The following is an 11,454-nucleotide window of genomic DNA, read 5'->3' as shown; positions in this document are numbered from 1 at the left end:
GGGTTGGAAAGTCTTGAAGCTCGTTATGAAAACTTGCGTCAATTATCTTAATTGAACCGCCGTATACGGAACCGTACGTACGGTGGTGTGAGAGGACGGGAGTTAATCGCTCCCTCCTACTCGATTTACTTTTTTTCCCGTTCTCTTTCTCTTTCATTTTGATTATGTTTAAATTGTTGGTACAATTTCACAAGAGCTCTTTTTTCAATTCGAGATACATAACTTCGGGATATGTTTAATTTTTTTGCAATTTCTTTTTGAGTTAAAGGTTCTTCATTATTTAATCCGTAACGGTAAATAATAATTTCCAATTCTCTCGGATCCAATGTATTGAGATACGTATACAATTGTTCGAAACTTTCTTTTTGTTCGATTTTTTCAATTGCAGGTTTTTCATCTAGTTGTAAGATGTCTCGTATTTGCAAAGATTGTCCCTCTTTATCCACTCCAATGGGTTCGAATAAGGATACGTCTTTTTGGACCTTTTTTTGTGCTCGAAGGTGCATGAGTATTTCATTTTCAATGCAACGGGCTGCATATGTTGCGAGGCGAGTTTTTTTATCTGGTGTAAAACTGCTCACAGCTTTCATTAACCCGATCGTTCCAATTGAAATATAATCGTCCAATTGTTCGTGTGGGGGATGGAACTTTTTCACCACATGGGCAACAAGCCGCATATTCCGTTCAATTAAATCAAGTCGCGCTTGCTCATCGCCCGCTAAAAATCGTTCAATTGCTTTTGCTTCTTCTTCTGATGTGAATGGTTTATGAAATGCCTGACCTTTAAGGTATCCTAGAAATGCGGGAATATCTAACCAAAGCTGAATCAGTGATGCCAATATTCCGCTCAAGGAGGTCATCCTTTCCGCTTTTTTCGACATTATATGAATTGAAGTATGAAAAAATGCGTAACGACGCTTATTCTGTAGAAAAAAGTAAAATTCATAAGAAAAGGCTTGAAAGAACTGTTTAACATTTGATAGTTTAGTAAATGTTTCAATTGTTGTAGTATTATGTGAGTAGCATTGAGTTCCATCGTTATGTTCGTGCTACATAGGTTTCAAATTGAAGGTTATGCTATAATGGGAAATAAATTTTTGTAAGAGGGGAAAAGGTTTTGTATAAGTTATTTTTACCAAATGAATTTGTTGCATCAGTGTTTGAAATTACTCCAGAAAAATTAAAATCACTTGGAATTCGAGGTATAATAACCGATTTGGATAATACATTAATCGAATGGAATCGAAAGGAAGCGACGAAAGAAATTGCTGAATGGATGAGATTGATGCAAGAAGCAGGCATCCAAATCATCATTGCTTCCAATAACAACGAAGAAAGAGTAAAACGGTTTGCAGAACCATTGAAAATACCGTATATTTATCGTGCAAAAAAACCGCTTGGACAAGCTTATAAAGCTGCTCTTCATAAATTGCAATTAAATAGAAATGAAGTGGCAATGGTAGGCGATCAGTTGCTTACGGATATTTTAGGTGCAAAACGATTGCAACTTTATACTTTTTTAGTTCGACCTGTAGCGGAGTCGGATGGCTTTGTTACGCGCTTTAACCGTTTTGTTGAACGACGCTTATTTAAAGTATTAAAAAGAAAAGGAATTACGATGTGGGAGGAACAATAATGACAGAAATGCCAACTTGTATTGGCTGCGGTGTAAAAATTCAAACTGAAAATCCAGAAGAAACAGGCTATGCGCCGCCAAAAACGTTAGAAAAAGAAACAGTAATTTGCCAAAGATGTTTTCGATTAAAAAACTATAACGAGATTCAACCGGTACGATTAACTGATGATGACTTTTTGAGAATATTAAATGGCTTAGGTAATCATGATGGACTGATTGTGAAAATTGTAGATATCTTTGATTTTAATGGAAGCTTCATACCAGGAATTCATCGATTTGTTGGAAATAATCCGGTATTACTAGTAGCAAATAAATCGGATTTGTTACCGAAATCTGTGAAACGAGAAAAAGTGGTACGTTGGCTAAAGAGAGCTTCACGAGAATTTGGATTACATCCTGTCGAGGTAAAACTAGTAAGTGCCCATAAAGGACACGGAATGGATGAAGTCATTGAAACAATCGATCAATATCGTGAAGGAAAAGATGTATTCGTAGTCGGTTGTACCAATGTAGGAAAGTCTACATTTATTAATCGCATTATCAAACGCGCTACTGGAGAAGGGAATTTAATTACAACATCTCATTTCCCTGGAACAACTCTAGATATGATTGAAATTCCAATGGAAGATGGAAAAGCAATTTACGATACGCCCGGTATTATCAATCATCACCAAATGGCTCATCATATTCATGAAAGTGAGTTAAAGTATATTACACCGAAGAAGGAAATTAAGCCAAAAGTGTATCAATTAAATGCTGAACAGACATTATTTATCGGTGGACTAGCTCGATTTGATTTTATTAAAGGTAATCGCAACTCGTTTACTGTGTATGTATCAAACGAACTTCCAATCCATCGTACGAAATTGGAAAAAGCCGACGCATTATATGATGAACACCGAGGCAAGTTATTATCTCCGCCTTCGGAAGAGTATATCAACCAATTACCTCCAATGGTTCGTCACGAGTTTTCGATAAAAGAAGGTAAAACAGATATCGTCATTTCCGGGCTAGGATGGATTACAGTGCAACAACCAAATGTTGTCGTTGCTTGTCATGCGCCTAAAGGTGTAGAAGTATTTATACGTTCTTCTTTAATTTAAGTATTGGAAGAGGGTTAGGTAATGAAGAAATGGTTTGCTGTTATTGGTGATCCGATCGCTCATTCAAAATCGCCGTTCATGCATAATACGTGGTTCCATGAAATGGGAATTGATGCGACTTACATTCCAATCCACGTGAAAAGCGAACAATTGGAGGAAGCCGTTGCTGCTTTAAAATTGTTAGGTGCTAGTGGATGGAACGTGACAATTCCCCATAAGGAATCCATTATACCTTTATTAGATGACATCGATCCGATTGCTCAAAAGATGGGGGCAGTCAACACAGTTGTTAGACTAAATGATGGCTCATTAAAAGGTTATAATACCGATGGTGCTGGTTTTGTACATGCTTTAGAAGAGGCGGTCGGAAAGAACAAAGAGAAGAAAGTGCTTATGATTGGAGCTGGAGGAGCAAGCAGGGGAATTGCTTTTGCGTTGCAGCAATATGGTTATGAACAAATCCATATTGCCAATCGCACTGTTTTAAAAGCAGAAGCAATCATCCAAGAACTCGGTGAAGGGATTGCTCTTTCTCTTGAACAAGCAGAAAAACAATTAAATCAATATGGTATTATTATTCAAGCAACTTCTCTAGGGCTTTCAACTGGAGAAAACAAGCTCCCAATTTCATTGGATCTATTACAAGAGGGAACAATTGTTGCCGATATCGTGTATAATCCGTTAATGACGCCTTTCCTGTTAGAAGCTGAAAAACGACAAGCAAAAATTGTAACTGGGCTAGGAATGTTTATTCATCAGGGAGCAATCGCATTTAACCATTGGCTAGGTCAATATCCAAACACCGAAAAAATGATGGAGAAATTAATAGAGCAATTAAAATAGATTACTAGGAGGAACCTATGCTTACAGGTAAACAAAAAAGATTTTTGCGGGCAGAAGCCCATCATTTAAATCCGATATTTCAAGTAGGGAAGGGCGGAGTGAATGAACAAATGCTTCGCCAAATAGAAGATGCTCTTGAAGCCAGAGAGCTTATTAAAGTTCGCATTCTAGATAATTGTGAAGAAGATAAACACGATGTAGCAGAAGCATTGGCTTCGGGAACAAATTCTGAACTTGTACAATTAATTGGCCTTACAGTTGTGTTATATAAACCTTCAAAGAAAAATAAAAGAATTCAATTACCTAAATAAAATTTAAAGTCAGGTGTTCTTTAATGAAAAAAGTCGGCATATTAGGGGGAACTTTTAATCCTCCACATATCGGACATTTAATTATGGCAAATGAAGTGTATCATGCCTTACAACTTGATGAAGTCCGCTTTATGCCAAACGCAATTGCTCCACATAAAAAAAAGGAAGACGAATCAACAAATGAAAATCGCCTGCAAATGGTGCAATTACTAATAAAACCTTATAAAGAATTTACGGTGGAAACGATTGAACTGGAACGTGGTGGAGTTTCTTATACTTATGACACGATGGTGGCATTAAGAGAAAGAGAGCCGGATGTCGAGTTTTATTTTATTATTGGTGGAGATATGATTGATACCCTCCACACTTGGCATCATATCGATGAACTCGTAAAAATTGTTCAGTTTGTTGGTATTAAGCGCCCTGGTGCCAAGTCGGAGTCACCTTATAACATTATTATGGTAGAAGCTCCAGATATAGCTTTATCTTCCACATTAATACGTGAACGGTTTGCCACAGGTGGAACATTAAGATTTCTATTACCACCGGAAGTGGAAGCTTATATTCGAAAGGAAGGACTTTATGGAGCGAAGTGAATTATTGAATCGAATTAAATCTCGAATGCCAGAAAAGCGCTATATTCATACAATAGGAGTAATGGAAACGGCAATTCAATTAGCTGAACTATATGGAGCAGATGTGAAAGCAGCAGAAACAGCTGCCATTTTGCATGATGTTGCGAAATATGCGGATGAAGATTGGATGAAAAATATCGTAAAGGAACACGGTCTGGATACAAGATTGTTGGATTGGGGGCCAGAAATTTTACATGGTCCTGTAGGTGCTTGGATTGCCGAACATGAATTTCATATATCCAATGAAGATATTTTAAATGCCATTCGTTTCCATACGACAGGTAGAGCAGGCATGTCGAAATTGGAGAAAATTATTTATATTGCCGATATGATTGAACCGAATCGATCATTTGATGGAGTAGAAAAGTTAAGAAATAAAGCACAACAAGATTTAAATCAAGCGATGTGTGCATGTATTCGTCATTCCATTGCCTTTTTAGTTCATACAAAGCAGCCGATTTTCCCTGATTCCATCGAATGTTATAATCATTATTATAAATAATTTGTTTAGCTTTTTTGACAATTCGAAAAAATAGATAGTAAATACAAAAAGGAGAGGAATTGTGACTCAATGGTAGATTTGTTGCAAGTAGTTTATAAAGCATTAGACGATAAGCGTGCAGAAGATATCGTCATTTTAAATATGAAAAACATTTCATTACTGGCAGATTATTTTATTATTTGTCATGGAAATTCAGACCGTCAAATTCAAGCGATTGCTAGAGAAGTGAAGGAAAAAGCTGAAGAAAATGGCTTTGATGTTAGAAGAATGGAAGGATACGATTCTGCTCGTTGGATTTTAATCGATTTAGGTGATATGGTCGTTCATGTATTCAATAAGGAAGAACGACAATTCTATAATTTAGAACGATTATGGGGAGATGCACCACAAATCGAAGTGCCGAGTGTCAGTGAATAGTTACGAACGTTTTGCCGAAGTGTACGATGTTCTCATGGAAGACATCCCATATGATCAGTATGTTAAGTGGGTTACTGCCTTTGCACCAAGTTCCAATTATCCCACATTATTAGATGTCGGATGCGGGACTGGTACATTATCGATACTGTTTAGTAAAGCGGGTTATCAAGTTAGTGGCATTGATTTATCTGAATCAATGCTTACAATTGCTCAAGAACGGTCCCAAAAAGAGGATTTGACGATACCGTTTTACCATATGTCAATGGATGATTTAGAGGGCTTTTCAAATATAGATGTTGTTGTCATTCCCATTGATTCAATCAATTACTTACAAAGTGAAAAACAAGTGAAAGAAACGTTCAAAAGAGTATATTCATCTTTACGTGTGGGAGGTCAACTATTTTTTGATGTCCATTCCGTTTATAAAATGGATGAAATCTTTTTACAAAGTCCTTTTACGTATGATGACGGCGAAATTTTCTATATCTGGTATACAGAAAAAGGGGAAGAAGAGCATTCTGTTGTTCATGACATCACATTTTTTGTAATGGAAGATTTAACGAATCTTTATGAGCGTTTTGATGAACAACATTATCAGAGAACCTTTTCAATTGAAACTTATGAAAATTGGTTAAAGGAAGTTGGTTTTTCACAAATATTTATAACTGCAGATTGGGAAGACCAATCACCTACCAACACGAGTGGACGTATTTTTATTCGTGCAGTGAAATGACATCTTTTCTTTAGAAGGTAAATCGAGTATCATAAAGGTGACTCCATATGATTTACCTTCTAGAAGGGGTGCTCTATGATTTTCCACGATTTCTTAAAGAAGTATGGAAAAATGCTTGTAGCACCCGGAATCCTTTGCCTATTCATTGCTATCTATTTACTTCAGCAAGACAGTTCGGATGACGCTGAACTCGTTTCAACCATTCCTCAACCACAAATTTTCGATGACATGGAAACCCTTCAATCGGAAGAACCCACTTCTACAAAAGTCATTGTTGATGTAAAAGGGGCTGTAAAATTTCCCGGCGTATATGAATTAACAACAGAAAATCGAATTATCGATGCCATTCAATTAGCGGGCGGTTATGCAGAAGAAGCTGATTCAAACTATATTAATCATGCACAAAAATTGCAAGATGAGATGGTTATTTATATACCAAAAATAGGTGAACTTCTTCGGGATGAAGAATACCAACCGTTAGGACAAGCTCTTCAACAAAGCCATTCATCAAGCAAGAAAGAGTCGTTAGTAAACATTAACACCGCCGATGAGTCCAAATTAATAACTTTGCCAGGAATCGGTCCTTCAAAAGCTCAGGCAATCATCCAGTATCGTGAAGAACATGGACCGTTTAAAAAAATCGAGGATTTAAAAAGTGTTTCTGGCATCGGTGAAAAAACCTTTGAAAAATTGAAGGATTTTATCACGATATAACTAATATTTAATTATTTTCTTCTATACTAGTAAATAGAAATCATTTGGAGGTAATCATATGGAGCGCATTACTTGGGATCAGTATTTTATGGCTCAAAGTCATTTATTGGCTTTACGAAGCACATGTCCACGTTTGAGCGTTGGTGCTACGATTGTGCGGGATAAACGAATCATTGCGGGAGGTTACAACGGCTCCATATCAGGGGATGAACATTGTATTGATGAAGGTTGTTATATAAGAGATAATCATTGTGTGCGAACAATCCATGCAGAAATTAACGCTCTATTACAATGTGCAAAATACGGTATTTCAACAAATGGAGCAGATATATATATCACTCATTTTCCTTGTTTGCAATGCACTAAAGCAATCATCCAATCTGGCATTAAAAATGTTTACTATGCTAGTGATTATAAAAATGATCCATATGCTATCGAAATATTAAATAAAGCCGGAGTAAATGTTGTTCATGTGCCGTTTAATAAATCAAAAATTGACTTTTTAAAAGACGAGAAATATCAAATAGTTTTAGATTTGTTGGAGAAGTTACGACAAAGTGGCGCCGATAAAGAAGAATTATCCTTATATGAAGAGAAGGTGAAGGAGTTATTTGATATTTCAACATAAGTGGATTTACTATGCCTTGTCGGTGCTCATTGCCTCCCTCAGTGTGCATGAGACCACATGGCTTTTATTGTTACTTATACCGCTAGTTTTGCATGCTTATTTGATAAAGTTTCATCCAGTGCAAATTACTATACTTTTATTTTGTAGTATTAGTGTTTTTCTCTATTTCTCCACCCAATTAAAAGAAATAGAAAAGCCCATCATCTTGACGGGAATTTATACGTGGACGCATGAATATAAAGTAAATGGCGATAAGATAAGAGGGTTGATGAAAGATGAAAATGGTAGGAAAGTCTATGTGACATATAAACTCAGCTCTGAAGAAGAAAAACATATTTTCGAATCGATGCCTTTAGAAGGAAAGAGATTCTTAGTTGAAGGGGAAATGGTGGAACCTAAAAGACCCCAACATCCCTATAGTTTTAATATGAAAAAGTATTTAAAAAGTAAAGGTGCGACAGGTATCTTCGAAATTCATAGGCTTCAATATATTGACACGAAATCATCTTTCCATCAAAAAATTAGTGTTATGCGTTTTCATTTGAAAAAACATATTGAAAAGACGTTTCCAACATCTCTTGCTCCTGAAGCAAAAGCTTTACTAATCGGTTTACAAGATGATGTGGATGATGAAACAACGAGGGCTTATCAAAAATTAGGTATTACTCATTTGTTCGCCATTTCTGGATTGCACATTGCGATTTTTGCTTTCATTATTTATGAAGGGCTGATTTGTTTGCGTATAAGGCAAGAGATTGCGACCATTCTTCTAATAATTCTATTGCCAATTTATGCGATTGTTGCAGGTGGAGCTCCTTCTGTTTGGCGGGCGGTAACTGTTTTGGAGCTGATCATCATTTCACGATACAAACGTCGCCTTGCAATAGATGATGCTCTTGCCATCAGTTTCATCGGTTTTGTGATGATTGAGCCATGGGTTATCTATCAAGTTGGCTTTCAACTATCTTATTTAGCTACAGTTAGTTTAATTTATTCTAGTAGATTTTTGCATTCGATTAATTCTTGGTGGTTAAAATCGTTTTTCATTACTTTTGTTTGCCAGTTAATCGTTTATCCTCTATTGCTATATCATTTTTATGAACTAAGTATCTCCTCGTTTATCGTCAATCTATTTTATGTGCCTCTGTTTTCCTTTCTTATTTTGCCAATCAATATTGTTTTGTTAATCCTTTCATTTATTCCAATTCCTTTATCCAATCTATTTTTTACAGTGTATGAACCTTTTCGGCTTCTCATAACAAAATTTACTTTCGTACTACAATCTGTTCCTTACCAAATGTGGGTGCCAGGCAAACCTTCCTTATTTTCGATGATACTGGCTTATGTCAGTGTGTTGATGGCATTATACTTCATCGATTGTCGAGCAAAAATCCGATATATCGTGTTGGTATTACTAATTCCTGTATTTCTACTACATTTTAAAGGAAAAATAAACCCACATTTAGTTATTTCCTTTGTGGATGTTGGACAAGGCGATTGTATCGTCATCGAACTTCCTTTTCGAAAGAAAGTGTATATGATTGATACAGGCGGGGTTTTGCGATTTCAACAGGAGGAGTGGAAAGAAGGTACTCGATATGAAGTGGGAAGACAAGTAGTCGTTCCGTATTTGAAAGGAAAGGGAATTTCAAGCATTGATACGCTTATATTAACACATGCTGATAGTGATCATGTGGAAGGAGCTGAAGAAATATTAAAAGAGATTCGCGTTCGAGAAATACATGTAACGCCTTCTTCTTTGAAAAAGCCAGTTATGAATGATTTAATGGTTGAGGCAAAGATTCAAAAAGTTCCTATTAAGGAACAAATGGCTGGAAATGCATGGCGTGATGGAGAAGTGTTTTTTCAATATCTTTGGCCTTTTGATACGGATTATGAAGGAAATAATGATTCGCTCGTTTTATATGTTCAACATGGTCATTTTCATGCATTGTTTACTGGGGATTTAGAAAAGGAGGGAGAACAAAAGCTGCTTTCATTATATCCTACATTATCATCCATCGATTTATTGAAGGCTGGCCATCATGGTAGTAAGACCTCCAGCAGCGAAGAATTTATTCGACAATTACAGCCTGCAATTACGATTTTTTGTGCGGGGGAAAATAATCGATTTGGACATCCTCATATAGAAGTTGTAGAACGATTTCAACGAATGGGATTAAAAACATTTACGACAGGGGAAGTTGGGACGATTGAAATCATCGCAAAAGCTCTTGAGATGGAAATAAGAACCGTTACAATAACTATTGACTGAAAAGAAAAATAGAGTGTAGACAGAGGGAGAAACCTTGTCTACACTCTATTAAGTATTAAGCGACAGCATCAATAACTACGGCAATAATGAACATTAATGTGAAAAATAAGAATGATACCGTGAAACCAACCGCAGCATCAGTAGCTTCATTACGTTTGCAAGAAGCATTATCACCTTCGAATGGGTTATGTGTAACGAAATTTTCATTATGATTTGCCATATGATAACCTCCTACTCAAAGTCCATTATAAGTCAATAGATAGTAAAAAGCTATAAGAGATTATTGAATTTCTTTTTGATTTCTATTTCATTTTGACACATTTTATACAAAAAATACAGTTCTTCTCATAATTCGTGTATACTAATGGGTACGAATTGTTTGGAGGTTTACAAAATGTTTACGAAAGCGTGGAAAGAAATAGCAAATGGAAAAATCGCTCCAGTATATTGTATTTATGGCGAAGAAACTTACTTTATAGATGAAACAATTGAACGTATAAAAAAAGCCTTGAGTGTTCACGAGGAAGTGGAGATGACGATTTTTGACTTGGAAGAGTCACCGGTCGACTTTGTCATGGATGAAGCGGATACATATCCATTTTTATCAGATCGTAAATTAATCATTGCGAAAAATGCAACCTTTTTAAAAGCTGCCGAAAAAGGTTCGGAAAAAGTTGAGCATGACGTCAAGCGACTAGAAAACTGGTTAAATCATCCTTCCGATTTTGCAGTAACAATCTTTACAGCGCCATATGAAAAATTGGATGAACGAAAAAAAATCACAAAGTTGATGAAGGAATTAACCGTCATGCTTCATGCAGAAGCGCTAGGGGAAAAAGATTTAGCTGTTTGGATTCAAAGTGAGGTTGCAAGCTTTGAGAAAAAAATAGAAGACGAAGCTATAGACAAGCTGGTTGAAATGGTTGGCGAAAATATGAATCAGCTTCAAAGGGAGATTGAAAAGCTTGTTCTCTATTTAGGCGAAGATAAAATGATTACAAGTGATTTAGTGGAAAATCTCGTAGCAAAAACCCTTGAACACGATGCGTTTAAAATGTTAAATGCTTACCTTACTCATAACGTTTCAGAAGCGCTTCGAATTTATCATGACTTGTTGCGTCAAAAGGAAGAACCCATAAAATTAGTTGGTTTATTAGCAAACAATATACGGACGATGAATAACGTTTACTATTTACATAAGAAAGGTTATCCTCCGACACAAATTTCGAAACAATTGAAGATTCATCCTTACAGAGTAAAATTAATGCTAGAAAAAAGGAATCGTCCAAGTGAAGAGCGGTTATTGAAGGCGCTAAATGAACTTGCTGAAATTGATATTCTATTAAAAACAACTGGAGGAAACCGGGAAAGATATTTGGAAATGTTTTTATTAAAAAGTTTATAAATTAGCATTCATAAAAAGGAATCCAAAAAAGGCTGTGTAAAAAGTGCTATGCTTTTTATACAGCCTAAGTATTTTCATAAATTAAGTTTAGACGAAAAAAGATCAATTGTTTTAATAACAATTGATCTTTTTAGTGCGCCTGGCATGGGTGTAATCTATAGGGTGTAAGTCCCGAACTGTGAAGGCAGAAGTAACAGTTAGCTTAACGCAAGGGTGTCCGTGGTGACGCGGAATCTGAAGGAAGCGAGCGGC

Annotated in this window: 14 protein-coding genes; 12 read left to right on the top strand and 2 right to left on the bottom strand. The window is 36.1% G+C overall.

The window, feature by feature from the left end:
• Nucleotides 1-125: 125 nt before the first annotated feature.
• Nucleotides 126-851 (bottom strand): RNA polymerase sporulation sigma factor SigK, encoded by a 726-nt coding sequence (gene sigK, locus HF990_RS14305; protein WP_016838598.1) that lies wholly within the window; start codon nucleotides 849-851, stop codon nucleotides 126-128.
• Nucleotides 852-1,117: 266 nt separating this feature from the next.
• Between sigK and HF990_RS14300 the strand changes: the two genes are divergently transcribed.
• From HF990_RS14300 to HF990_RS14250, 11 genes are all read left to right on the top strand, one after another.
• Nucleotides 1,118-1,636, top strand: a complete 519-nt coding sequence (locus HF990_RS14300) for a YqeG family HAD IIIA-type phosphatase (RefSeq protein ID WP_016838597.1) — start codon at nucleotides 1,118-1,120, stop codon at nucleotides 1,634-1,636.
• Nucleotides 1,636-2,739: a ribosome biogenesis GTPase YqeH gene (gene yqeH, locus HF990_RS14295; protein ID WP_016838596.1), complete on the top strand. Its 1,104-nt coding sequence runs from the start codon at nucleotides 1,636-1,638 to the stop codon at nucleotides 2,737-2,739. Before HF990_RS14300 ends, yqeH begins: the two co-directional genes overlap by 1 nt.
• A 21-nt stretch (nucleotides 2,740-2,760) precedes the next feature.
• Nucleotides 2,761-3,582 carry a shikimate dehydrogenase gene (gene aroE / locus HF990_RS14290; protein ID WP_016838595.1) on the top strand — a complete coding sequence of 274 codons (822 nt, stop codon included), beginning with the start codon at nucleotides 2,761-2,763 and terminating at the stop codon, nucleotides 3,580-3,582.
• A gap of 17 nt (nucleotides 3,583-3,599) precedes the next feature.
• Entirely contained in the window at nucleotides 3,600-3,893 is a 294-nt protein-coding gene (yhbY, locus tag HF990_RS14285) for a ribosome assembly RNA-binding protein YhbY (RefSeq protein ID WP_016838594.1), read from the top strand.
• Nucleotides 3,894-3,916: 23 nt separating this feature from the next.
• A complete protein-coding gene (locus HF990_RS14280) occupies nucleotides 3,917-4,489 on the top strand; it encodes a nicotinate-nucleotide adenylyltransferase (protein ID WP_016838593.1) in 573 nt (190 codons plus the stop codon).
• On the top strand, nucleotides 4,476-5,030 hold the full coding sequence (yqeK, locus tag HF990_RS14275) for a bis(5'-nucleosyl)-tetraphosphatase (symmetrical) YqeK (RefSeq protein WP_016838592.1): 555 nt from the start codon (nucleotides 4,476-4,478) through the stop codon (nucleotides 5,028-5,030). The genes HF990_RS14280 and yqeK overlap by 14 nt, the downstream gene beginning before the upstream one ends.
• Nucleotides 5,031-5,099: 69 nt before the next feature.
• Nucleotides 5,100-5,447 carry a ribosome silencing factor gene (gene rsfS / locus HF990_RS14270; RefSeq protein WP_168412852.1) on the top strand — a complete coding sequence of 116 codons (348 nt, stop codon included), beginning with the start codon at nucleotides 5,100-5,102 and terminating at the stop codon, nucleotides 5,445-5,447.
• Nucleotides 5,440-6,180, top strand: a complete 741-nt coding sequence (locus HF990_RS14265) for a class I SAM-dependent DNA methyltransferase (RefSeq protein WP_311733649.1) — start codon at nucleotides 5,440-5,442, stop codon at nucleotides 6,178-6,180. The genes rsfS and HF990_RS14265 overlap by 8 nt, the downstream gene beginning before the upstream one ends.
• Before the next feature lie 75 nt (nucleotides 6,181-6,255).
• Nucleotides 6,256-6,894 carry a helix-hairpin-helix domain-containing protein gene (locus HF990_RS14260; protein WP_168412850.1) on the top strand — a complete coding sequence of 213 codons (639 nt, stop codon included), beginning with the start codon at nucleotides 6,256-6,258 and terminating at the stop codon, nucleotides 6,892-6,894.
• A gap of 58 nt (nucleotides 6,895-6,952) precedes the next feature.
• On the top strand, nucleotides 6,953-7,522 hold the full coding sequence (locus HF990_RS14255; RefSeq protein WP_016838588.1) for a ComE operon protein 2: 570 nt from the start codon (nucleotides 6,953-6,955) through the stop codon (nucleotides 7,520-7,522).
• A 268-nt stretch (nucleotides 7,523-7,790) separates the two neighbouring features.
• Nucleotides 7,791-9,797 carry a DNA internalization-related competence protein ComEC/Rec2 gene (locus tag HF990_RS14250; protein ID WP_184656264.1) on the top strand — a complete coding sequence of 669 codons (2,007 nt, stop codon included), beginning with the start codon at nucleotides 7,791-7,793 and terminating at the stop codon, nucleotides 9,795-9,797.
• Between the two features lie 55 nt (nucleotides 9,798-9,852).
• On the opposite strand, the gene HF990_RS14245 is transcribed toward HF990_RS14250, so the two are convergent.
• Nucleotides 9,853-10,017: a YqzM family protein gene (locus HF990_RS14245; protein WP_016838586.1), complete on the bottom strand. Its 165-nt coding sequence runs from the start codon at nucleotides 10,015-10,017 to the stop codon at nucleotides 9,853-9,855.
• A 174-nt stretch (nucleotides 10,018-10,191) separates the two neighbouring features.
• Between HF990_RS14245 and holA the strand changes: the two genes are divergently transcribed.
• Nucleotides 10,192-11,202 (top strand): DNA polymerase III subunit delta, encoded by a 1,011-nt coding sequence (gene holA, locus HF990_RS14240; protein ID WP_168412849.1) that lies wholly within the window; start codon nucleotides 10,192-10,194, stop codon nucleotides 11,200-11,202.
• The last annotated feature ends 252 nt before the right edge of the window (nucleotides 11,203-11,454 follow it).

Origin of the sequence: Ureibacillus thermosphaericus (genome assembly GCF_012396605.1) — a bacterium.
Classification (GTDB): domain Bacteria; phylum Bacillota; class Bacilli; order Bacillales_A; family Planococcaceae; genus Ureibacillus; species Ureibacillus thermosphaericus.
The sequence above is the reverse complement of the archived record's forward strand: the minus strand, read 5'-3'. Positions and strand labels throughout refer to the sequence as shown.